Origin of the sequence: Sphingobium sp. R-21 (assembly GCF_049913335.1) — a bacterium.
Classification (GTDB): domain Bacteria; phylum Pseudomonadota; class Alphaproteobacteria; order Sphingomonadales; family Sphingomonadaceae; genus Sphingobium.
This window is the reverse complement of record NZ_CP184374.1, coordinates 1873507-1894302: the sequence shown is the minus strand read 5'-3', so window position 1 is coordinate 1894302 and position 20796 is coordinate 1873507. Positions and strand designations below refer to the sequence as shown.

The following is a 20796-nucleotide window of genomic DNA, read 5'->3' as shown; positions in this document are numbered from 1 at the left end:
CTTAATCGGCGCCTATGTACGCGCCGTCCTTGCTCGACCGTTCGCTGGCCCATTCGGCTGGTCCGACCCTGGTGACGCCCAGCCCCGCGATTCGGCTGGGGCGGCCGCTGTGCGAGGCGGTCGACCATTTCCAGCATGACCCGGCGCTGCGCCTGTTGCCGGTGCTCGATGCCGCCGACCGGCCCGTGGGGGCGATCTATGAACGGGACATGCGGCGCATCCTGTTCAATCCCTTCGGCCATGCCCTGTTACGCAATCCCAGTTTTGGCGGGCGGCTGGACGATCATGTCCGGCACTGCGCCACGGTCGAGCGGTGCGCCAGCATAGAGGTGCTGATCGATCTCTATGCGGCGCAGGGGCAGGGTTGCGAGGGGCTGATCGTGGTCGATGGTGATCGTTATGCCGGGATCGCGGGAGGGCAGCTTCTGCTCAAGCTGGCGGCGGAGCGCGATGCTCGGGTGGCGCTCGCGCGGGTGGAGCGGCTGGAACGGGTGACGCGCGAGAGCGCGGTGTTCCGGGGTGATATCCGGGCCCTGATCAGCGACATGGTGGCGATGGCGGACATGCTGTCGCGCCTGTCCGAGGATGCGGCAGGGCGGTCCGCGCATAATGGGCGTGCCTCGGCCGGCATGGCCGTGGCGGCGGCGCAGACGGCGGACAATCTGGCCGGCATCGCCGCATCCGGGCGGGAACTGGGGCTGCTGTTCCAGGCGATGGAGGATGAAGTGCGAGAGGCGGGCGCCGCCATTCGCGCCGCCGTCGACCAGACGCAATCCGGCGCGGCGCAGACACGGACGCTGAGCGCGCAGGCCGACGGCATTGGGGAAGTGACCGCGCTGATCGATGCGATTGCGCGGGCGACGACGACGCTGGCGCTCAATGCGGGGATAGAGGCGGCGCGGGCCGGCGATGCGGGTCGAGGCTTTGCGGTGGTCGCGCGGGAGGTGAAGACGCTGGCGGGACAGACCCGCGACGCGGCGGCGGAGATTGCGCGGCGGATCGACCATATCCGTACCACCGTCGGCCAGGTGGCGGAGGGGCATGCGCATATGGATGCCGCGATCGCGACCGCGGACCGGCTTTCCGCCTCCGTGTTCGAGGCGGTGGCGCGGCATGGCGCGTTCAGCCGGGCCATTGCGGACAGCGTGGCGGAGGCGGGCGAGGCGAGCGGGCATGTTCGCGCCAGCGCCAGCCAAATCAGCGTCAATGCGGGATCGGCGGTGGAGGATGCCCAGGCCATGCGCGACGCGGCGACGCGCCTGTCGGAAGAGGCGCATCGGCTGGATGATCGTGCCAGCGCGTTCATCCAGGCAATTCAGGCGGCATGAAGGGAAAAGGGCTGGCGTCGGGAGGAATTCGGGCTAGGCTCTTCTTCCAGAAAGAAGGAGAGGATGCATGCTCGTCATGTTCGTGGGCGCCGACCGGACCGAAACCGCCGTCAATGCCGCGCAGGTCACCTTCGTGTCATCGGTGACCGACGGCACCCGCATCCGCTTTGGAGAGGGACGCAGCGTCACCGTCACCGAACCGATCGGGGAAGTGATGGAACGGCTCAACCATTCGCTGAGGCCGCATGATTAGAGTGGGAAGGCCGGCGCGCCGCGCGCCTGTTTCCGCAAAGGGCGATCACGCCGGATAGCTGATCGCCATCACCTCATATTCCCTCTCGCCCGCGGGCAGCATCACGCGGCGCAGGTCGCCCACGGCGGCGCCTCGCAACGCGCGGGCTATCGGCGTGCTCCAGCCGATGCGGCCCGCAGCGGCATCCGTCTCGTCATTGCCGACCAGCGTCACGGTGCGGTGCCGGTCATCCTCGTCCGCGATGGTGACGGTCGCGCCGAAATAGACCTTGCCCTTGTCCGGTTGCTGGCGCGGGTCGACGACCCTGGCGTCCTTCATCTTGCGGGAAAGGCGCTTCAACTGGCCATCGATCTCCCGCATCCGCTTGCGGCCGTAGAGATAGTCGCCATTTTCGCTGCGATCGCCATTGCCTGCAGCCCAGCTCACCACCTCCACGATCCGGGGGCGCTCGACGCCGAGCAGATGGTCATATTCGGCGCGCAGCTTCGCGAAGCCTTCGGGGGTGATGTAATTGGGGTGAGGGGTGCTCATGATGAACCCTCCCTAGAGCGATTTCCAAGCGATCGGAACCGATCGCTTGGAAATCGCGGAAAACAAGGAAACCAGAGCGGCGATCTGATTCAATCAGATCGAAACCCGCTCTAGCTTTCCGAACCGCCCTTGTCGAAGCCCTGTGGGTTCCCCAGGGGGTTCAGCCCGGCGTCTGCTTGCCCAGATATCTGGACAGCGGCGTCGTGGTGCCCCGGAAACGGGCGCGCTGCGGGTTCATCGCCTCATAGACGACGGCGTTTTCCAGCACGCGCTGGACATAGTTGCGCGTCTCGAACAGCGGGATCTGCTCGATCCAGCGCAGCATGTCGGCGCCGGGCAGGCGCGGGTCGCCATTGGCCGCGATCCAGCGATTCACATTGCCCGGCCCGGCATTATAGGCCGCCACCGCCAAGGGATAGCTGCCGCCATAATAGTTAAGCATCCGCTGGAAATAGGCGGAGCCGAGCATGATGTTGTAGCTGGGGTCGTTGAGCGAGCTGGCATCATAGCTCATCCCCAGCTTTCCCGCCTGTTCGCGGGCGGTGCCGGGCATGAGCTGCATCAGCCCGCGGGCGCCCGCATGGCTGACGATCTGACGGTCGAACTGGCTTTCCTGGCGGGCGATGGCATGGACCATGGTCCAGTTAAATTGCGCCTCGGACGGGACAGGTACGCGTGGGAAGGCGCTTTCGCCATAGCCGGTGAGGCCGCTCGACACGGCGCGGCGGCCGACCATCACGCCCATGTCCGGCCGACCGATGCTCTGCGCGAGTTCCACCGCCAGATAATGATCTGCATCGCTGTCGGCATTATTGGCGATGGCGCGGGCGAATTTGCTCTGGTCTTCCCAATAGCCCATCTGGCCCAGCGCCTTCACCGCACGGACGACCGAGCGGTTGGCGAAGGCCGCGCGTTCCGCGGCGGAGATCTCAACCGGGCGTTCGACGGTGGCGGGGGCCGGGATCGGCCGGCCCAGCCGTTCGAGCGCGAGCTGCCCGTAAAACTGGTCGGGAAAGGAGCCGGCGCGGGCGAAATAGCTGTTGGCGGTTGCCGTGTCCCCGGCCTGGAGCGCGGCGCGGCCCGCCCAGTAGAAGCCCTTGGATTGCGTCTGCGGCGACTTGGCGGCGGTGGCGTAGCGGCGGAACATCTCCATAGCGTCCAGCGGCCTGCCCAGATTGTAGAAGGCCGTCGATCCCGCAAGCCAGGCCAGGCTGGTATAGTCGTCGCGCTCGCCTATGGGCCGGGTGTTGACGTCGGTGCCGGGCAGATAGGCGTCGTCCAGCTTGCTGGCGATGCCATAGGCGAAGCTCCACTGGCTGTCATTGGCGGCGGCGCGCGCCTGCGTCAGCAGCGCTTCATACCATTTTTCCGGATCGCCCGGACGGAAGGCCAAGGCCGGGCGGTTGGCGAGATACTGGCGACCGGCGACCCAGTTGCCCGTGTTGAGCAGCCATGTCGCCTTGTCAGCGACGAAGCCGGCGTCGGTCGCGCCCACGGCCTCCGCCAACTGCATCTTCATCGCCGCGTCGGGTGCCTTCTGGCGGAAGGCGATCCGCGCCTCATAGACCGGGCGGCGCGCCGGCGAGACATAGGCGAGCCTGCGCTGCGCGCCGATGATGTCGCCCTTCCACAGCAGCGCGTCGGCGCGCAGGTCATGCTCGACCGCGGTCCAGCCCGAACCGAAGAGGGAAAGCAGTCGCGCCTCGTCATCGGGCGAGAGCGTGCCGCCGATCCATGCGTTGCGGGCGGCGACCCGCGCCTCGCCCATGCGACCCTGCTGCATCAGCGCCAGCGCGTAGCGGGCATTGCCGGTCGCGGTGCGCGGCGGGAAGCGGGTGAAGAAGGCGATGACCTGCGCGGGATCGTAGCTGTCGGGATTGATGCCGGTTTCCGCCAGCCGCCGCATCCGGTCCTCGCCCGGCCAACCCGGATTGGCCATGATGAAGCTCATATAGGTGGAGGAGCCCAGGCCGTCGCTCTGCTGGAGCGCGCGCCACTGACTGATCGTACCGGAGATCGAAGGATCGCTCGCCACGCCGATTCGGCTCTGCGCGCGCTGCCAGGGGCTGGGTTCGCTGGAGCTGGGGACCGCCTGAACCACGGCGCCGGGCGGATAGGCCGCAGCCGGCGCAGGGGCAGTGGTTTCGGTCTGGGCGCTGGCGCCGGCTGTGAAAAGCAAGAGGGCAATCAGAGGCATACGAACCGTGAGGGCTTCCGAAGCAGTTTCAAGGCAGAAGAGCGACACCCTACTGGACATTATCGCAATTGCATCCTTATCAGGCCCTGAATGACGCGCTATAGCGCGCCCTTCGCGTGTTTCACGCTATTATGCCCCGGAATCCCGGTGAGTTGAAGGAGTTTGTTGCATGTTTTCCGGGTCGATTCCGGCGCTGATCACGCCCTTTCGCAACGGGGCAGTGGACGAGGCGGCTTTCCGCGCCTTCGTCGACTGGCAGATCGAGGAAGGCAGCAGCGCGCTCGTTCCCTGCGGCACCACGGGGGAAAGCGCGACCATGACGGTCGAGGAACATAATCGCGTCATCGCCGTCTGCGTCGACCAGGCGGCGGGCCGCGTGCCGGTGATCGCAGGATGCGGTTCCAACGACACGCGAATCGCGCTGGAGCACATGTTCGCCGCGCAGGCGGCGGGCGCCGATGCGGCGCTGGTGGTCGCGCCCTATTACAACAAGCCCAATCAGGAAGGGGTCTACCAGCATTTCGCCTATCTGGCCGAGCGCTGTTCCCTGCCGATCATCCTCTACAACGTGCCCAGCCGCACGATCACCGACATCGGCGTCCCGGTGATCCACCGCCTGTCGGAGGAATTCCAGACGATCGTCGGCATCAAGGACGCCACCGGGAATCTGGGGCGGGTCAGCGCACAGCGCCTCGCCTGCCGCGCCGATTTCTGCCAGCTTTCCGGCAATGACGAGACGGCCTTGGGTTTCAACGCTATGGGCGGCAAGGGCTGCATTTCGGTCACGGCCAATGTCGCCCCGCGCCTGTGCGCCGAATTCCAGCAGGCAATGGCGAGCGGCGACTGGCATGGCGCCCTCGCGCTCCAGGATCGTCTCTACCCGCTGCATGACGCGCTGTTCAGCGATGCTTCACCCGGCCCCGTCAAATATGCCCTTACGCGCGTTCGGCCCGACATGCCCGGCGACGTCCGCCTGCCGATCACCTGGCCGTCGGAATCGAGCCGGACCGCCGTCGACAGGGCGCTGGAGATCGCGGGACTGGTTTGAGCGCCCTGCGGGCCTATATGATGAAGCGAGTTGATAGAGAATAATGGCCCGTCCCCGTCCCGAAGCCTTCGACAAGAAGAAGATCGTCGCCGAAAACCGGCGCGCCCGATTCGAATATTTCCTGGAGGATGTGTTCGAGGCGGGCATCGCCCTGCAAGGAACCGAGGTGAAGTCCCTGCGCTTTGGCGAGGGCAATATCGCGGAAAGCTATGCCGAGGTGAAGGGCGAGCAGGTGTGGCTGGTCAACAGCAACATCCCCGAATTCAGCCATGGCAACCGCTTCAACCATGAGCCCAAGCGCCCCCGCAAGCTGCTGCTGCACCAGCGGGAGATCGCCCGCATGCACGGCGCCGTCGAGCGCAAGGGCATGACGCTGGTGCCGCTGTCGATCTATTTCAACAGCCGCGGCAAGGCGAAGGTCGAGCTGGCGCTGGCCAAGGGCAAGAAGACCCATGACAAGCGCGACACGATCAAGGAACGCGACTGGAAGCGCGATCAGCAGCGCATCATGAAGGCGCATCGCTGATGGGTGCCAAGGAAGGGATGGGGAGGCTCTCGCGCTGGTGGCACGCCAATGCGCCCACCCGTGAGTCGCTGGAACATAACCGCTTTTTGGCCCCGGTGGCGCACCGGGTGCTGGAACCCTCGCTGTGGCGCTTCACGCGGCGTTCGGTGCCGCGCGGCGTGGCATTGGGGCTGCTGGTCGGCATCTTCCTGCTGATCCCCGGCGTGCAGATTGCGGGCGCGGCGCTGCTGGCGCTGCCGTTCCGGGCGAACATCCCGCTGGCGGCGGCGATGACCTTCCTTTCCAATCCGGCGACAACGCCGCTGTTCCTGATGGCGTCCGTCTATATGGGCAACTGGCTGCTCGGGCGGTCGGCGGATGCTTCGGGCTTCATGGCGCTGATCGACCGGCATGCCTCGATCCGCGAATGGTGCGCCTGGCTGTTTTCGGAAGCAGCGCCTGCCATGTTGCTGGGGCTGGCGCTGATTTCGCTGGCCTTTGCGGTGGTCGGCTACTTCCTGGCCGACTGGATCTGGCGCCATCGCATGGGCCGGAAATGGCATGCGCGCAAATTGAGGATTGGCAAGGCACGCGAAAGCAGCGCATTGGAGGAAATCGCTTCAGCCTGACCGGCGGGAGCGGGCAGTCCATTGTGAATGCAGGGGGATAGCCGGGCCGTGTCCGTGCGTGTGATCAGGGATGGAGACGCCTGGGCGGCAGACCGATCGTCGCCCCTTGCCCTGCCGCTGCTCATCCTGATGGCGCTGATGTCAGCCGGGCTGGTCGTCTATGCCGCGGGCAACTGGGCGCTGGGCGCCGGCTTCGGCGCGGCGGTGCTGGCCGGGGCGGCGCTGCTCGGCTGGTATCGTCGGCTTTATCCGCAGGAAGTGGCCATGGGCGAGGCCGTGCCGGACTGGACCGTGGCGCGGGCCGCGGCCGACGCCTCCAACATGGCGATCGCGGTCACCGATCGTGCCGGCCGGCTGGTCTGCGCCAGCGATCTGTTCGGGGAATGGTTTCCCGGTTTTCCGACGCCGCCGCAAATCACCGGCGACAGCAGCCTGTCCGACAGTCTGGGCAACGCCGCCCGCACCGCGTGGCGCGACGGCGAAGCACGGGTCGAGGGCATCGTCCAGGGTGCGTTGCGGCTGGATGCCTTCCTCTGCCGCACCGGCCGTTCGGAGGATTATCTGCTGTGGCGCTTTTCCCCGGTGCGCCAGCCAAGCGCCCTGGATGATGTGCATCGCCTGCTGATCGGAGAGGCCGGGCGGCAATTGGGCGAAGCGGGCATCATGGCGGTAATGATCGGCGGGGAAGGACGCATCCGGGCCGCCAATGGCGCCTTCCTGCTGCGCGCGGCCGGCCGGATCGACGCCAATATCACCGGGCGTGATTTCGCCGCGCACATGCGGGTGGACGACAAGGGGCGGCTGTTCCTGGCGCGGGAGGAATCGGGCGGCATTCCGCTGCGGCTGTTGCAGGTACCGCTGAAGCGCGCCGTCCAGCCGACGGGCGCGCAATCGGGCGCGCAGGATGGGCCCATGCTGCTGTTGCTGATCGATGAGCCGGCGGGCAATGCGGGCGGCACGTCGGCGCTTTCCTATATCGAGACGCTGTTGTCGCTGCTGCCCTTCGGCCTGGCGATGGCGGATCGCGACGGACGCGTGCTGTTCATGAACAAGGCCTTTTCGCGGGCCGCGGGCGTCAAGCCAGAGGAGAAGCCAAGCTATCCCGGCGACCTGGTGGTGCGGGAGGACCAGGCGGCGGTGGCCGATGCCGTTCGACGCTTTGCGGTGGGGCCGCAAATGTCGGGCGACGTCGCCGTGCGCATGCGCAACCAGCCCGACGAGCCGATCGCGCTCAGCCTGGCCGGCGTTCGGGGCCTGGGCGAGGCGGCGGTGCTGCTCTCGCTCAAGGACAACAGCGAGGAGAGCAAGCTCAAGCGGCAGGTAGCGCAGGCGACCAAGATGCAGGCGATCGGCCAGCTGGCGGGCGGCGTGGCGCACGACTTCAACAATATACTGACCGCCATCATCGGCCATTGCGACCTGATGCTGATGCGCCATACGCCCGGCGACAGCGACTATGACGACATCCAGCAGATCAAGTCGAACAGCAATCGCGCCGCGGGGCTGACCCGCCAGTTGCTCGCCTTCTCGCGCCAGCAGACGCTGCGGCCGCAGATATTGCAGTTGCCCGACATCGTCGCCGACGTATCCAACCTGTTGAAGCGGCTGCTGGGCGAGAGCGTCAAGCTGGAGGTCAGCCATGGCCGCAATCTGGGGGCGGTGCGGGCCGATCCCGGCCAGTTGGAGCAGGTGATCGTCAACCTGGCCGTCAATGCCCGCGATGCCATGCCGGACGGCGGCACGCTCAACATCCAGACCTATGGCGTGCCCGCCGCCAAGGTAAGGGAGATGCGGTCGGACATATTGCCGCCGGCCGACTATACGGCGGTACGGGTGTCCGACACGGGGCTGGGCATCCCGCCCGACATTCTTTCCAAGATCTTCGAACCCTTCTTCACCACGAAGGAACTGGGCAAGGGAACGGGGCTTGGCCTTTCCACCGTCTACGGCATCGTCAAACAGTCGGGCGGGTTCATCTTCGCCGAGTCCGAACTGGGGCGCGGGGCGAGCTTCGTCATCTACCTGCCGGTCTATCAGGGCGCCGATGTCGATCAGGCGGCCCAGCCCAAGGCCCCGGCCCGTCGCAGTGAAACCTGGGGCACGGGCACCGTGTTGCTGGTGGAGGATGAGGATATGGTGCGCGCCGTCGCGGAAAGGGCCTTGTCGCGCCAGGGCTATAAGGTGCTGACCGCCAATGACGGCGAACAGGGGCTGGAGGTTCTGGGCGGGGACGAGAAGATCGACCTGCTCATTTCCGACGTCGTGATGCCGAACATGGATGGTCCGTCGATGGTGGCGCGAGCGCGGGCGAGCCATCCCGACCTGCCGGTGCTGTTCATGTCGGGTTATGCCGAGGAACAGTTGCGCAAATCGATCGACATCGCCAATGTGGCTTTCCTGCCAAAACCCTTTTCTGTCAGCCAGTTGGCGGAAGCGGCACGGGATGCATTGGCGATGCGGCCGACGGCGGAGTGAATTTGGACAATGAACTTCTGCGCGGTTTGTCGATTATGCCTGTGGGAAAAGGCCTTTGGGGTTGCGATGGGTAAGATTGGGGACCGCAAGCATGTCTGATGGCAAGACCATCCTGGTCGTCGAGGATGAGGCAATGATCGGGATGATGCTGGAGGATTATCTCGATACGCTCGGCTATCGGCTGCACGCCATCGCCGAATCGGTCGATGACGCCTGCGCCAGGGCGCGCGAGGGCGGCTTTGATGCGGCGCTGCTCGATTGCAACCTGCATGGCGAGAAAAGCTGGCCCGTGGCGGATATATTGGCGCAGAGCGGCATACCCTTCATCTTTGCGACTGGCGGCATGGCCGACGACCTGCCGACGGGCCACGCCGACCGGCCGACTTTGGCCAAACCCTTCACCATCGGGGCGGTGGAACGTGCGCTGAACAAGGCGTTGGGCACCGCTTAAGAAAATTTCGTTCACCCCTTGTTCCATAAGAACAAACAGGATACATGATGGCCACGCGCCATCCGGACCGGCGCGTTCCGCTTGACAGGGGATAGGCCGATGACCGCAATGCTCTCACTCATCGATTCCAAGAAGACAGGGACAATGGACAGACAGAAAGCATTGGAAGCGGCCCTTTCCCAGATCGACCGCGCCTTCGGCAAAGGTTCGGCCATGAAGCTGGGCAGCCGCGAGAAGATCGAGATCGAGGCGATCTCGAGCGGATCGCTGGGACTGGACATCGCGCTCGGCATCGGCGGCCTGCCGCGCGGACGCATTGTCGAGATTTATGGACCCGAAAGCTCGGGCAAGACCACGCTGGCGCTGCACGCCATTGCAGAGGCGCAGAAGACCGGCGGCATCGCGGCCTTTGTCGATGCGGAACATGCGCTTGATCCGGTCTATGCCAGGAAGCTGGGCGTCGATATCGACGAACTGATCGTGTCGCAGCCCGACACGGGCGAGCAGGCGCTGGAGATCGTCGATACGCTGGTGCGTTCGAACGCGATCGACGTGCTGGTGATCGACTCGGTCGCCGCGCTGGTGCCGCGCGCCGAAATCGAGGGCGAGATGGGCGACAGCCATGTCGGCCTGCAGGCCCGCCTGATGAGCCAGGCGCTGCGCAAGCTGACCGGCTCCATCTCCCGTTCGCGCTGTCTGGTGATCTTCATCAACCAGGTCCGCATGAAGATCGGCGTCATGTACGGCAATCCCGAAACGACGACCGGCGGCAATGCGCTCAAATTCTACGCCTCGGTCCGCCTCGACATCCGCCGCACCGGCCAGATCAAGGACCGTGAGGACATTGTCGGCAACGCGACCCGCGTGAAGGTGGTCAAGAACAAGGTCGCGCCGCCCTTCAAGCAGGTCGAATTCGACATCATGTATGGCGAAGGCGTGTCCAAGATCGGTGAACTGCTTGATATCGGCGTGAAGGCCGGTCTGGTCGAGAAATCGGGCGCCTGGTTCTCCTATGACTCGGTCCGTATCGGCCAGGGTCGCGAGAATGCGAAAACCTATCTGAAAGAACATCCCGAAATGGCGGACAAGCTGGAAAAGGCGATCCGCGGCAAGACCGAGGAAGTCGCCGAAGGGATGATGGCCGGACCCGAGGCGGAGGATGATGGCGAATAAGCGCTGACAGGCTTTCCGGCCAGATCAACCGGAAGGCTCCAGCGCGGTTCTGCCCGCCTGCTGCTTCACGCACTGAAAAGGCCCGCTGCGCCACTGGCGCGGTGGGCCTTTTACCGTGGGTCAAATTAGCATGAACCGGGCGCTGTCTGTGGGCGACCTCAATCCGATCCCGGCTATTTGTCGTCCGTCAGAACTGGATGTTGCCCGGAGGAACATAACGACGCTTGAAGTCGGCGCTGTGGAGCGGCCTGTCTCATTCGGCGCCTTCCGCTGGGGTGGTGTGCGAAGGGGCAGGAATCGCGCGCGCCGGCTACTGTCCGCCCGTTCCAGCCGTCGACCGCAATTGCGCAGCTCCATCGCTTGCGGCATCCTGAAGCAATGACCGATCCCATGCCCGTCATCCAGAGCCTGCTCTCCGGATTGCCGATCTTCCTGCTCCACCTGGCCTCTGCCACCCTGGCCTGGCTGGCGGCGCTGGCACTCTATATGTGGATCACGCCGCATGATGAATTTGCGCTGATCCGGGAGGGCAATGCGGCGGCGGCGATCTCGCTGGGCGGGGCAGCGATCGGACTCGCGGTGCCGCTGGGCTTTTGCCTCGCGGGTTCGGTGAATGTCTGGGACATCATGATCTGGGGGAGCGTCACCCTGATCCTGCAACTCATCGCCTTTCGCATGGTCGATTTCCTGCTGGGCTCGCTACCCACCCGAATCGAGGCGGACGAACGGTCCGCCGCCATCTTCCTTGCCATGATGAAGGTCGCCATCGCCTGCCTTACTGCCGGCGCGGTCGCGGGCTGAGCCATGGCGCGCGGGCGCTTCGGCTGTCTGCCAGGCCTGCTTGGCATCATCCTGGCGCTGCTGTGGATCAGCGAGGTGACCAGGCCTACGCCGCTGCGTGTCGAGGCTTTCGACCCCCGCTCTCCCCGCCGCCCGATGCCGCAATGGAGCGATGAGAGCTTCGTCATCGAGGAACGGGCAGAGGCGCCCGCCGACAGCATGGGCACGACCTTCTCAATCGATCGTTCCGGCGCCTGGCTGACCGCCGAGCATGTCACCCATGGCTGCACCCGCGTCGGCATAGAGCAGGGCGGCTTTGCCCGACCCGTGTCGCGGCTGGTGGAAAGCCGGGAAGCGGACGCCTCGCTGGTGCGCGGCGGCGTTGCGAGCGACCAGGCCCTGCCGCTGTCGGAACGCATGCCGCCGCCCGGATCGGTCGGCTATCATATGGGTTTTCCCGGCGGCCAGCCGACGCTGGTCATATCGGAGCTTATTGGTGCAGCGCGCGCCCGGCGCGGGGTGGGGGAGGAGACGCAGCCGGTGCTAGCCTGGGCCGAACATGCGCGCATCCCCATGGGGGACGGCACCTTGTCCGGCATCAGCGGCGGACCCGTCTTTGCCGAGGACGGGCATGTCGTGGGCGTCAACAGCGCCGCCACGGACCGGCGCGGGCGGATATTGACGACGGCACCCGATGCCATGATGCGGCTGGTCGTCGCCAGCCGGGCGGTGACGGAACGGCCGGTGGCCTACCCCTTCCTGGACGTCGCCGATGCGCACGCCCGCTTCGAATCCTGGTTGGCGCAGGGGGTGATCCGGCGCATCTTCTGCGACGTGGATGATGGGCCGGAGCAGTTGACGGCAGGTAGCCCCAAGGGCTAGGTCGCGCCAAATTCACAGGATCTGGACCATCATGAGCGATACGCCCCCCGACCGTCTTTCCACCAACCCGAAGAGCCCCTTTTTCGACATGGACGTGCTGCAGCGGGGCATCGGCATCCGCTTCAAGGACCGGGTTCGCAATGACGTCGAGGAATATTCCATCTCGGAAGGCTGGATTCGCGTCGCGGCCGGGAAGACGCGCGACCGTCATGGGCAGCCGCTGACGATCAAGCTCTCCGGCCCGGTCGAAGCCTGGTTCGAGAATCCTGCGGAGGACGCCGGGCAAAGCGCGGACAAGGCGGAATAGTCTTTTCGATCGCGGTGGACGAAAGACGCGCTCTTCTGGTTGGGGTGGCGTCTTTCGACGCGAAGGCGCCAGCGATCCCCGCGCCTCAACGCAAGGCCGCGTCCCGTTTCACCTCCGCGATGATGTCGCGCAGCGAGCGGGTCGAGGGCGTCGAATCGGCATAGCGGATGGCGCGCAGGTCAATCGTCAGGCGCGGCTGTCGGGCAACGACCGTCCGCGCCGACGGCGCCTCCGGCTCCGGATCGTCCTTCGCCACGTTCATGCTCGCAAGACGAACGCTGTCGCCCAGTGCGGGGTCGGGCTGGAACTCATGCAATTGCGGCTTGTCGGGATAGATGAAACCGAAGGTCGGGTTGCTGCGCGCCCCCATCTGGTTGGTCGGACTGTGCCAGACGCGCACCGCGCTCCAGTCGCCTGCTTCGGACACGTCGATCGCGAGCACATCTTCTTCGATCGCGCCAGGTACCGACCAGTTGGCGTGCCGGATCAGCACGCGCCGGTCATCCAGGACCCGGCTGACCACTGCGACATGACCCAGCACCATCGGGCCGACGGGACGGAAGGCCAGCACTGCGCCCCTGCGCGGTGAATGGCCGCGTTTATAGTGATTTTCCGCCTGGTCCCACCAGGTCAATGCGTCGCCATGGATCTGAACGCCCGATACGGTGCGCGCATAGGGCACGCATTGCAGCATGGTCGCGCCCGGCGCCGGCGTCGTGATCATCAGGCCGGCCAGCAACAAGGCCGCCCAGCGCGTTTTTCCCAATTTCATGCGACCCCAAAAAAGTCAGAATCGCCCCACCGGCCCTGAAACTAGGCGCTGGCGTTTAGGAAATGGTTAAAATGTCAGAAAGCAGTCTGGGCACCGTCGACGCCGACGGTTGCGCGATCCGCCATGGCGATCTGCACCGGAGCAGCGGTCGACTTTTGCGCGTAAATGAAGCCCTTGGCGGCGTTCGGCCGCAGACCCAGATCCCCGATCGGGCCATACCATACGCGCACGTTGGTCCAGTCGTTGTTGGGGGAAACGTCGATAGCGCGGACATTGCGCTCAATGCCGCCGCGATAGGACCAGTTGGCATGGGTCAGCAGCACTTCGCGCTCGTTGATCACCTTGCTGACCATCGCGACATGGCCGACCGGCATGGAACGGCTCGCGGCGAAGGCGAGGACGGCACCGACCCGCGGTTCATGGCCGCGCTCATAGCGGCCCTCGGCCTGGCCCCACCAGCTATTGGCATTGCCGTACAGCGCGATGCCGGAAACCTGGCGGGCGAAAGGAGCGCATTGCAGGACACCCGCGGCGGCCGGGGTCGTGATCAGGGCGCCAAGCACAAGCGTTGCCGCTGCGACAATAGCGCGAAAACCACCGATCATAGAAATGCGACCCCCGACTTCTGGAACGACTGACCCCGTGGAGGCTTTAGGGCAGACGCCGGACTTGTTGGGAAGCGCCCAGCGACGAATCGTTGTTGCGACGCGTCAATCTGCGGAACGAACGACCTGGCCAGCCGTTACGCAAAATCGGCTGGATTTACCCAACTCATTGAAAAGATTGCCTTCCGTTCCCGTCATCCAGACCTGACCGCCGGGTTCGCGCAGCCGGTCGAACAGCGCAGCCCGTCGCGACGGGTCGAGATGCGCCGCCACTTCGTCGAGCAACAGTATCGGGGGCTGGCCGCGATGCGCCGAGACCAGCGCGGCGTGGGCGAGCAGGATGGAGAGCAGCAGCGCCTTCTGCTCGCCGGTCGAACAGAGCGCGGCGGCCTGCGCCTTGGCAGCATGGACAACGGCGAGATCCTGGCGGTGCGGGCCGGACAGGGTGCGGCCGGCGGCGGCATCGCGGCGGCGCTCGCGCGCGAGGCGAAGCCCCAGGGGCTCCTCGCTCGCTTCTTCCTCGATCGCCAGCAGGGGACGGGCGAAGGGCTGGTCGGGCTGGCCCTGCAGCGCAGCCTGAAGGCGGCTGACCAGATCGGCACGGGCAGCGGCCAGGGCGGCGCCATGTTCGTCCATCTGCGTTTCCAGTGCGCTCAGCCAGGAGGGATCGGCGGCGGACAGATCGTTCAGCAGCCGGTTGCGCGCGCGCATCGCCGCCTCATAACGGGCGCTGTGCACGGCATGGGCGGGATGCAGCGCCAGCGTCAGCCGATCCAGGAAACGCCGCCGCCCGCCGGGGCTGTCCATGAACAGGCGGTCCATGGCGGGCGTCAGCCAGACGATGGAGAGATGATCGGCCAGCGCGTTGGCGGAGGAGGCAACACCGCCGATCCGCACCTGCCGCCGGTCGGGCGCGGAAGCGAGAACCCCCGTGCCCAGCATCACGCCGTCCACTTCCGCCGCAATGCCGAAGCCGCCAGCCCCGTCCTGCCGGACCATGTCGCGCAGGGCCGCGCCTCGCAAGCCGCGCCCGGGCGCCAGCATCGACACGGCCTCCAATATGTTCGTCTTGCCCGCGCCATTGTCGCCCGTCAGCACGATGAAGCTGTGATCGGGCATGATCAGCGCATCCGCATGGTTGCGGAAATCGCTCAAGGTAAGACGGCCGATCATGGGGTGGCTCTATCCAGTGCGAAGGCTTTGGGAAAGCGCGGAGTAGAGCGCCTCCGGTTCCTGCGACGGCAAGGATCGGGAAATCAGCTACACCGCTTGCGTGTCACAGCCCGGCCTCCGTCGATCACCGTCAATTCGCGGCCGCCCGCCGACGGGCGCAGTTCCAGTTTCCTCTTCCAGCTCTGCCCTTCGCCGGTAAAGGCGGCGTCGATGCGGATGCGTCCGTCCGGGCCGTGCGACACGCCGGTCGCCTTCCCCTCGCTTTCCAGGAAGACGAGGCTGGTGGGCGTGATCGTCAGTTCAAGGTCGGCGGCGCGATCGGCGCAGCTTTCGTCCAGCCCGGTCCAGCGCCCCTGCAGGCTGGCGGGAATGGTCGATCCCACCGTCGCCGGCGACGAGGGAATTTCCGGTGCGGGCTCGGCGGTCTGAATCTCGTTCGCGTCCTGCGGCACCTGCTGGATGTCGTTCATCGCCTCATCGACGATATTGGTGGCCATGCCGGGCTGGTCACCCGGCTTGTCGTTGCACGCCGCAAGGACAAGCAGCGGCAGGAGGATCATTGCGCGCATGGGAAGAAAACCGGCGCTTCGCCAATGGGTTCCGGGCCGCCCGCCTTCCTGCTTCATTCCTGCTGTCCTCCAGGTCGAGAGGGGCGTTATGCCACGGCCGGGCCGGGAAGGGAGATGTTTTCTTTGCTCGCGGTGGAAGCGAGCGCACTGGCGGGCTTGCGCGCGTCGAGCGTTGCGGCCATCACCATGGCCGAACGCGATGGCATGTCGGCGTCGCCTGCCCGAGCCTGAGCGAATATGCCTGGAAGAAGAGGAAAGCGATGATGAGAAGCCTGAAGATCGCGCTCGCCCTTGCCGCTGCCGCCGCCGGTTCTCACGGCGCCATGGCCGCGCTGGCCGTCGGGGCCAAGGCGCCCGACTTCACCACCCGCGGCGCGCTCGCGGGCAAGACCTTCACGCTGACGCTGTCGCATCAGTTGAAGCGCGGCCCGGTGGTGCTGTATTTCTTCCCGAAGGCGTTCACGCCCGGCTGTTCCGCCGAAGCGCGGGAATTTGCCGAACATATCGAGGATTTCAGGAAAGCGGGCGCAACCGTCATCGGCATGTCGGGCGATCCGGTAAACGATCTCGTCGCCTTCTCCACGAAGGAATGCGCGGGCAAGTTCGCCGTGGCATCGGCCGGGCCGGCCATCGTGTCGGGCTATGACGTGGCGCTGAAGATGCAGCCGGGCATGACGGACCGTACCTCCTATGTCATTGCGCCGAGTGGCCGCATCGCCTTCGTCCATAGCGAGATGAACTATGCCGGCCATGTGAAGAGCACGCTGGCGGCCGTTCAGGCGATGAAGCAGAAATAGGGCGTTCGCGCCGGCGACGCCCTTATTTTTTCACATATTTGCCGAACCAGTCGAGCGTCGCCTGCCAGGCGGCCTTGGCGGCGGCTTCGTTGTAGCTGGGACGATAGTCGGCCATGAAGCCGTGGTCGGCGCCGGGATAGACGGTGATCGCGTCGGGCGGGGATTTGCCGGCGATCTTCAGTGCGGCCTGCATCTTCTCTACGTCGGCCACCGGAATGCCCTTGTCGAGCGCGCCATATTGGCCGAGCACCGGGGCCTTGAGCTGGCTCACCTGCTCGATGACGCTCAGCGGCTGCAATTCCGTCTTGTCGCTGATCAGTCGGCCATAGAAGGCGACGCCCGCGTCCAGTTCCCTGCTGTGGGCGGCGTAGAGCCAAACCACGCGCCCGCCCCAGCAGAAGCCCGTCATGCCCCGCCGCCTGCCGTCGCCGCCATGGCTGCCCGCCCAGGCATAGGTGGCATCGATGTCCTTCAACACCTGTTCGTCGGAAGCCTTGGAAACGATGGTGCCAATCAGTTGCTTGAAGTCCGCGACCTTGGTCGCGTCGCCATGGCGCGCGAACAGGTCGGGCGCGATGGCATAATAGCCCGCCTGGGCGAAGCGGCGGCAAAGATCGCGTATCCACTCGTGCACGCCGAATATCTCATGCACCACGACGATGATCGGTGCGGCCCTGGCGGCGGCAGGCCGGGCGACGAAAGCAGGCATGGCGAAGCCGTCGCTCGCCCTGATCGACACGGCCTCTTCCTTCAATCCTTCGCCGGAAGTCTGGACCGCGCTGCTGGACACGGGGCGGCAGGCGGCAGCGAACCCGGCAGCGAATGCCCCGCCCACCAGCAGCTTGCGCCGGTCGAGTCCGGTCGAGCCGATCCAGTTTCTGTCCTCCGGCAAGCGTTGGGGCTGATCCTGTCCGTCGGTCATGCGCATCTCTCCTCAAGCCATTGCGGCAGAGCCTGAGCCTTTTCACATGGAGCGAGAACGCCCTGTCCCTGGATACCGCATTTTTCCGAGTCGTTGGTCCTGGCGCGCGCCGCGTCAGATCAGGCGCGGCCATGCCCTCCGAATTTTCGTCGTCGCATCGTCAATCGGATGATCGCTGTCCGGTTTTTCGCACGATGCTTGAAGTCCCCTTATAATCCAAGAGCAAAGGGAATGATCATCCCGTGACCGGGACGGCCGCGCTCCTCTCATTCTCCGCTTCCAGCGCCTTCGACCGCTCCTCCAGATAGACCTTGATCATCGCGATGATCGGGTCGGCGAGAAACAGACCCATGATCCCGAACAGCGCGCCGAACAGGATTTGCGCCGCCAGCACGAGCGCGGGGGCCAGATCGGTGGCGCGCTTGGCCACCATCGGCACGATCAGGTAACCGTCGACGATCTGCACGACCAGATAGACGCCGAACGCATATAGCCCGGCATTCACGCCCGCCGAAAAGCCGACCAGCACGATCAGCACGCCGGAGATGATCGACCCGATATTGGGGAGGAAGGCGAACAGTCCGGTCAATATGCCGAGCAGCCCGGCCATCGGCACCCCGCCGGCCCAAAGCAGCAGCCAGGTTCCCACGCCTTCCACCGTCATGCCGATCAGCCGGCCGAACATCAGCCGCCGGAGCGTCCAGCCCATCCGGTCGGCAATGGCGTAGAAGCGACCGCGCCTGTCCATCGGCAGCATCCAGGCGACGCCGCGCTCATAGAGCTTGGGTTCTATCGCGATGAAGATGGCGAGCACCAGCATCATCACCCCGCTGGTGACCGCACCGACCATCGTCCCCACCGCCGCCGTCACCCGTCCGAGCGAACTCATCGCCTGTTGCGCCAGGCTCTTGAAATCCTCCGGCGTGGTGGTGATGCCGAGCTGTTGCAGCCATTGGCCAATGCGGTTGATCTGCGTCTCGACGATGACCCGCATCGCCTGTGCCTGCGCAGCCAGGCTCGATCCCGTCAGGTAGAAGGTATAGATCAGGAAGGCGAGGGCGGCGATCAGCACCAGGGCCAGTCGCCAGCCGCGCCCGATCGGCAGGACCCGGCCCAGCAGCCGGGTACCGCCGTCCATCATCGTGGTCAGGACCAATGCGCCCATGATGAGCATGATCGGCTGCGCGAGCAGCACGAGCAGCGCGATGGCGATGCCGATGGCGAACCAGACCCCCGCGCGCTTGATCTCATGCTGGACCAGCGGGCTGCGCAATTCGCTGGGGCCGGGTTCCTCAATGTGGATTTTCGTCCCGCTCAATCCTGGCCCCCTATGCAAGGCTTATTTCGGTGGAGTAACGCTCGCCGGGCGCAGGCTGTTCCCGGCACGGCCACCGCGCAGGGCGTGGAGCCAGCTTAACGGGTTCCAGGATGAATCGCCGTCGAGCGAGAAGGTGATGAACTCCGCTCGGCCGCCAATGGCTTCCCACGGCACCGGTCCGCCCAGTCCGTTCTCCTCCAGCGGCGCGCGGCTGTCGGCGCTGTTGTCGCGATTGTCGCCCATCAGGAAGACGTGATTCGGGGGGATCCGCACCGGGCCGTACCAATCGAGCGTGCTTGGGCCCATATCGATGATGACATAGCTCTTGCCGTTGGGCAGCACTTCCTGCCGCACCGGCAGTTCGCACCAGCTTTTGCCGTTCGCATCCGTGACCAGCGCGCCGGGGAATTGCGCGGGCGGGCAGGGGGCGTTGCCGTCAACAGGGATGCGGATGGGCTTCAGTACCCTTTGCGGCACCGGCACGCCGTTCAGCACGACCTGTCCGCCCCGCACCTCCAATATGTCGCCAGGCAGGCCGATGACCCGCTTGATATAATCCTCCCGCTTGTCCTGCGGCGAAACGATGACGATATCGCCACGGTCGGGCATGCGGCCGAAGATCCGGCCCTTCAGGAAGGGCAGCGGATGGAAGCTGGGCGAGACGTAGGACCAGCCATAGGGATATTTGCTGACCACCAGCCGGTCGCCCTTCAGCAGCACGGGCATCATCGATTCGCTGGGAATGTAGAAGGGCTTGGCCACGAAACTGTGGAAGGCCAGCACCGCCAGGATCAGCAGGGTGATGCTTTTCGCCTCGTGCCACCAGTTCACGGACGCCTTTTCCGGCTCGGAAACCGGGCCGGGCTGGTCGGATGGGGCAGAATCGTTTTCGGTCATGTCGGCTGCCGTCATGGGAGGATTTCCGGCTGGAGAGATGCGGCGCTTATAATGGCAAGGCTTCGATAATCACAAAGGCTTGTGCCCATGGATGATCGTCGGTGAGCGTCAGGTGAACGACGGGCCGATGCCCGGCCGGCACCAGCGATTCGAGTCGGGCGAGCGCTCCGCCGCTCAGCTGCAGCGTCGGGGCGCCGCTTGGGCTGTTGACGACGCCGATGTCCTTCATGAAGACGCCCCGTTTGAAGCCGGTGCCCACGGCCTTCGAAAACGCTTCCTTTGCCGCGAAGCGCTTGGCGAGCGTGCCCGCCTTGGTGAAGGGACGGCGGTTGGCCTTCGCCCGCTCCACATCGGTGAACACGCGATTCTCGAACCGCTCCCCGAAGCGGTCGAGCGAATTCTGGATCCGCTCGATATTGCAGAGGTCGGAACCGAGGCCGACGATCAACGGGCCAGATCCATCTGGCGGCGCATTTCGCGAATGCTGCTCTCCAGCCCGCTGAAGATCGCCTCCCCGATCAGGAAATGGCCGATATTGAGTTCGGCGACCTGCGGGATCGCGGCGACCGGCCCGACATTGTCGAAGGTCAGGCCATGGCCCGCATGCGGTTCGATGCCGTTCTTCGCCGCCAGTGCCGCCGCATCGGCCAGCCGCCGCAGCTCCTCCGCCCGTTCGGAACCCTCCAGATGCGCGTAGCGGCCCGTATGCAGTTCGACCACGGGAGCGCCCAGTCGAATGGCTGCCTCGATCTGCGCGGCGTCAGGTTCGATGAACAGGCTGACGCGCACCCCGGCATCGCCCAGCGCGCCGACGATGGGGCGGAGAGCGTCGATCTGCCCGGCGGCGTCCAGCCCGCCCTCGGTGGTCCGCTCCTCGCGCTTTTCCGGCACGATGCAGGCGGCATGCGGCCGATGCCGGAGCGCGATGCCCAGCATTTCCTGCGTCGCTGCCATTTCCAGGTTCAGCGGCACCGTCAGCGCCGCCATCAGCGTGGCGATATCCTCATCGCGAATGTGCCGCCGATCCTCGCGCAGATGGGCGGTGATGCCGTCCGCGCCCGCCTTGGCCGCCAGCAGCGCCGCCTTGACCGGGTCGGGATGCGTTCCCCCGCGCGCGTTGCGAATGGTCGCCACATGATCGATGTTGACGCCCAGGCGCAGATGAGCGGGGGTTTGCGACATGG

23 protein-coding genes are annotated in these 20796 nt (G+C 65.6%); 12 read left to right on the top strand and 11 right to left on the bottom strand.

Annotation, left to right across the window (positions count from 1 at the left end):
• Positions 1-14 precede the first annotated feature (14 nt).
• Together ACN9MX_RS09060 and ACN9MX_RS09055 are read left to right on the top strand one after the other, a co-directional pair.
• Positions 15-1328 carry a methyl-accepting chemotaxis protein gene (locus ACN9MX_RS09060; protein ID WP_426386723.1) on the top strand — a complete coding sequence of 438 codons (1314 nt, stop codon included), beginning with the start codon at positions 15-17 and terminating at the stop codon, positions 1326-1328.
• Positions 1329-1395: 67 nt separating this feature from the next.
• A complete protein-coding gene (locus ACN9MX_RS09055; RefSeq protein WP_133653934.1) occupies positions 1396-1581 on the top strand; it encodes a hypothetical protein in 186 nt (61 codons plus the stop codon).
• A gap of 45 nt (positions 1582-1626) precedes the next feature.
• Here ACN9MX_RS09055 and greB read toward each other — a convergent pair whose 3' ends face one another.
• Both greB and ACN9MX_RS09045 read right to left on the bottom strand, forming a co-directional pair.
• Positions 1627-2112 carry a transcription elongation factor GreB gene (greB, locus tag ACN9MX_RS09050; protein ID WP_363738077.1) on the bottom strand — a complete coding sequence of 162 codons (486 nt, stop codon included), beginning with the start codon at positions 2110-2112 and terminating at the stop codon, positions 1627-1629.
• Between the two features lie 160 nt (positions 2113-2272).
• Positions 2273-4309 carry a transglycosylase SLT domain-containing protein gene (locus tag ACN9MX_RS09045; RefSeq protein WP_426386722.1) on the bottom strand — a complete coding sequence of 679 codons (2037 nt, stop codon included), beginning with the start codon at positions 4307-4309 and terminating at the stop codon, positions 2273-2275.
• Between the two features lie 169 nt (positions 4310-4478).
• On the opposite strand from ACN9MX_RS09045, the gene dapA reads away from it, so the two are divergent.
• The 9 genes from dapA (at position 4479) to ACN9MX_RS09000 (ending at position 12559) form a co-directional block, all read left to right on the top strand.
• Entirely contained in the window at positions 4479-5357 is an 879-nt protein-coding gene (gene dapA / locus ACN9MX_RS09040; RefSeq protein ID WP_363738079.1) for a 4-hydroxy-tetrahydrodipicolinate synthase, read from the top strand.
• Positions 5358-5400: 43 nt separating this feature from the next.
• Entirely contained in the window at positions 5401-5883 is a 483-nt protein-coding gene (smpB, locus tag ACN9MX_RS09035) for an SsrA-binding protein SmpB (RefSeq protein WP_007683053.1), read from the top strand.
• Positions 5883-6491 carry a DUF2062 domain-containing protein gene (locus ACN9MX_RS09030; RefSeq protein WP_426386720.1) on the top strand — a complete coding sequence of 203 codons (609 nt, stop codon included), beginning with the start codon at positions 5883-5885 and terminating at the stop codon, positions 6489-6491. The genes smpB and ACN9MX_RS09030 overlap by 1 nt, the downstream gene beginning before the upstream one ends.
• Positions 6492-6620: 129 nt before the next feature.
• Positions 6621-8966, top strand: a complete 2346-nt coding sequence (locus ACN9MX_RS09025; protein ID WP_414714672.1) for a hybrid sensor histidine kinase/response regulator — start codon at positions 6621-6623, stop codon at positions 8964-8966.
• Between the two features lie 91 nt (positions 8967-9057).
• Entirely contained in the window at positions 9058-9417 is a 360-nt protein-coding gene (locus tag ACN9MX_RS09020) for a response regulator (RefSeq protein ID WP_363738083.1), read from the top strand.
• A 99-nt stretch (positions 9418-9516) separates the two neighbouring features.
• Entirely contained in the window at positions 9517-10590 is a 1074-nt protein-coding gene (gene recA, locus ACN9MX_RS09015) for a recombinase RecA (protein ID WP_363738085.1), read from the top strand.
• A gap of 378 nt (positions 10591-10968) precedes the next feature.
• Entirely contained in the window at positions 10969-11391 is a 423-nt protein-coding gene (locus ACN9MX_RS09010; protein WP_133653927.1) for a DUF350 domain-containing protein, read from the top strand.
• A 3-nt stretch (positions 11392-11394) separates the two neighbouring features.
• Positions 11395-12252, top strand: coding sequence for a S1 family peptidase (locus tag ACN9MX_RS09005; RefSeq protein ID WP_426386718.1), 858 nt, complete (start codon positions 11395-11397; stop codon positions 12250-12252).
• 31 nt (positions 12253-12283) lie between these two features.
• Entirely contained in the window at positions 12284-12559 is a 276-nt protein-coding gene (locus ACN9MX_RS09000; RefSeq protein ID WP_133653925.1) for a DUF3297 family protein, read from the top strand.
• Positions 12560-12644: 85 nt separating this feature from the next.
• On the opposite strand, the gene ACN9MX_RS08995 is transcribed toward ACN9MX_RS09000, so the two are convergent.
• The 4 genes from ACN9MX_RS08995 to ACN9MX_RS08980 all read right to left on the bottom strand — a co-directional run bounded on the left by ACN9MX_RS08995 (position 12645) and on the right by ACN9MX_RS08980 (position 15735).
• Positions 12645-13331 (bottom strand): CHAP domain-containing protein, encoded by a 687-nt coding sequence (locus ACN9MX_RS08995; RefSeq protein WP_363738088.1) that lies wholly within the window; start codon positions 13329-13331, stop codon positions 12645-12647.
• A gap of 74 nt (positions 13332-13405) precedes the next feature.
• Complete coding sequence (locus ACN9MX_RS08990) at positions 13406-13936, bottom strand: CHAP domain-containing protein (protein ID WP_363753292.1); 531 nt, start codon at positions 13934-13936, stop codon at positions 13406-13408.
• A 105-nt stretch (positions 13937-14041) separates the two neighbouring features.
• On the bottom strand, positions 14042-15109 hold the full coding sequence (gene recF / locus ACN9MX_RS08985) for a DNA replication/repair protein RecF (protein ID WP_426386717.1): 1068 nt from the start codon (positions 15107-15109) through the stop codon (positions 14042-14044).
• Between the two features lie 83 nt (positions 15110-15192).
• Complete coding sequence (locus ACN9MX_RS08980; RefSeq protein WP_363753286.1) at positions 15193-15735, bottom strand: hypothetical protein; 543 nt, start codon at positions 15733-15735, stop codon at positions 15193-15195.
• 203 nt (positions 15736-15938) lie between these two features.
• Between ACN9MX_RS08980 and ACN9MX_RS08975 the strand changes: the two genes are divergently transcribed.
• Positions 15939-16475, top strand: coding sequence for a peroxiredoxin (locus tag ACN9MX_RS08975; protein WP_363738096.1), 537 nt, complete (start codon positions 15939-15941; stop codon positions 16473-16475).
• A gap of 22 nt (positions 16476-16497) precedes the next feature.
• Here ACN9MX_RS08975 and ACN9MX_RS08970 read toward each other — a convergent pair whose 3' ends face one another.
• From ACN9MX_RS08970 to ACN9MX_RS08950, 5 genes are all read right to left on the bottom strand, one after another.
• Positions 16498-17397, bottom strand: a complete 900-nt coding sequence (locus ACN9MX_RS08970) for a dienelactone hydrolase family protein (RefSeq protein WP_426386716.1) — start codon at positions 17395-17397, stop codon at positions 16498-16500.
• Positions 17398-17632: 235 nt separating this feature from the next.
• On the bottom strand, positions 17633-18715 hold the full coding sequence (locus ACN9MX_RS08965; protein ID WP_208108099.1) for an AI-2E family transporter: 1083 nt from the start codon (positions 18713-18715) through the stop codon (positions 17633-17635).
• A gap of 21 nt (positions 18716-18736) precedes the next feature.
• Complete coding sequence (gene lepB / locus ACN9MX_RS08960; RefSeq protein WP_363738100.1) at positions 18737-19627, bottom strand: signal peptidase I; 891 nt, start codon at positions 19625-19627, stop codon at positions 18737-18739.
• Between the two features lie 31 nt (positions 19628-19658).
• The gene (acpS, locus tag ACN9MX_RS08955) at positions 19659-20060 is read right to left on the bottom strand and encodes a holo-ACP synthase (RefSeq protein WP_363738102.1); all 402 of its coding nucleotides are present in this window, start codon (positions 20058-20060) and stop codon (positions 19659-19661) included.
• Positions 20057-20794 carry a pyridoxine 5'-phosphate synthase gene (locus tag ACN9MX_RS08950; RefSeq protein ID WP_363753274.1) on the bottom strand — a complete coding sequence of 246 codons (738 nt, stop codon included), beginning with the start codon at positions 20792-20794 and terminating at the stop codon, positions 20057-20059. Before ACN9MX_RS08950 ends, acpS begins: the two co-directional genes overlap by 4 nt.
• Positions 20795-20796 lie beyond the last annotated feature (2 nt).

What these genes read in the sequence shown, in the direction of transcription:
- ACN9MX_RS09060 (WP_426386723.1), top strand. Translation starts at nt 15, where the DNA reads ATGTACGCGCCGTCCTTGCTCGACCGTTCGCTGGCCCATTCGGCTGGT.
- ACN9MX_RS09055 (WP_133653934.1), top strand. Translation starts at nt 1,396, where the DNA reads ATGCTCGTCATGTTCGTGGGCGCCGACCGGACCGAAACCGCCGTCAAT.
- greB (WP_363738077.1), bottom strand. Translation starts at nt 2,112, where the DNA reads ATGAGCACCCCTCACCCCAATTACATCACCCCCGAAGGCTTCGCGAAG.
- ACN9MX_RS09045 (WP_426386722.1), bottom strand. Translation starts at nt 4,309, where the DNA reads ATGCCTCTGATTGCCCTCTTGCTTTTCACAGCCGGCGCCAGCGCCCAG.
- dapA (WP_363738079.1), top strand. Translation starts at nt 4,479, where the DNA reads ATGTTTTCCGGGTCGATTCCGGCGCTGATCACGCCCTTTCGCAACGGG.
- smpB (WP_007683053.1), top strand. Translation starts at nt 5,401, where the DNA reads ATGGCCCGTCCCCGTCCCGAAGCCTTCGACAAGAAGAAGATCGTCGCC.
- ACN9MX_RS09030 (WP_426386720.1), top strand. Translation starts at nt 5,883, where the DNA reads ATGGGTGCCAAGGAAGGGATGGGGAGGCTCTCGCGCTGGTGGCACGCC.
- ACN9MX_RS09025 (WP_414714672.1), top strand. Translation starts at nt 6,621, where the DNA reads ATGGCGCTGATGTCAGCCGGGCTGGTCGTCTATGCCGCGGGCAACTGG.
- ACN9MX_RS09020 (WP_363738083.1), top strand. Translation starts at nt 9,058, where the DNA reads ATGTCTGATGGCAAGACCATCCTGGTCGTCGAGGATGAGGCAATGATC.
- recA (WP_363738085.1), top strand. Translation starts at nt 9,517, where the DNA reads ATGACCGCAATGCTCTCACTCATCGATTCCAAGAAGACAGGGACAATG.
- ACN9MX_RS09010 (WP_133653927.1), top strand. Translation starts at nt 10,969, where the DNA reads ATGACCGATCCCATGCCCGTCATCCAGAGCCTGCTCTCCGGATTGCCG.
- ACN9MX_RS09005 (WP_426386718.1), top strand. Translation starts at nt 11,395, where the DNA reads ATGGCGCGCGGGCGCTTCGGCTGTCTGCCAGGCCTGCTTGGCATCATC.
- ACN9MX_RS09000 (WP_133653925.1), top strand. Translation starts at nt 12,284, where the DNA reads ATGAGCGATACGCCCCCCGACCGTCTTTCCACCAACCCGAAGAGCCCC.
- ACN9MX_RS08995 (WP_363738088.1), bottom strand. Translation starts at nt 13,331, where the DNA reads ATGAAATTGGGAAAAACGCGCTGGGCGGCCTTGTTGCTGGCCGGCCTG.
- ACN9MX_RS08990 (WP_363753292.1), bottom strand. Translation starts at nt 13,936, where the DNA reads ATGATCGGTGGTTTTCGCGCTATTGTCGCAGCGGCAACGCTTGTGCTT.
- recF (WP_426386717.1), bottom strand. Translation starts at nt 15,109, where the DNA reads ATGATCGGCCGTCTTACCTTGAGCGATTTCCGCAACCATGCGGATGCG.
- ACN9MX_RS08980 (WP_363753286.1), bottom strand. Translation starts at nt 15,735, where the DNA reads ATGAAGCAGGAAGGCGGGCGGCCCGGAACCCATTGGCGAAGCGCCGGT.
- ACN9MX_RS08975 (WP_363738096.1), top strand. Translation starts at nt 15,939, where the DNA reads ATGATGAGAAGCCTGAAGATCGCGCTCGCCCTTGCCGCTGCCGCCGCC.
- ACN9MX_RS08970 (WP_426386716.1), bottom strand. Translation starts at nt 17,397, where the DNA reads ATGACCGACGGACAGGATCAGCCCCAACGCTTGCCGGAGGACAGAAAC.
- lepB (WP_363738100.1), bottom strand. Translation starts at nt 19,627, where the DNA reads ATGACGGCAGCCGACATGACCGAAAACGATTCTGCCCCATCCGACCAG.
- ACN9MX_RS08950 (WP_363753274.1), bottom strand. Translation starts at nt 20,794, where the DNA reads ATGTCGCAAACCCCCGCTCATCTGCGCCTGGGCGTCAACATCGATCAT.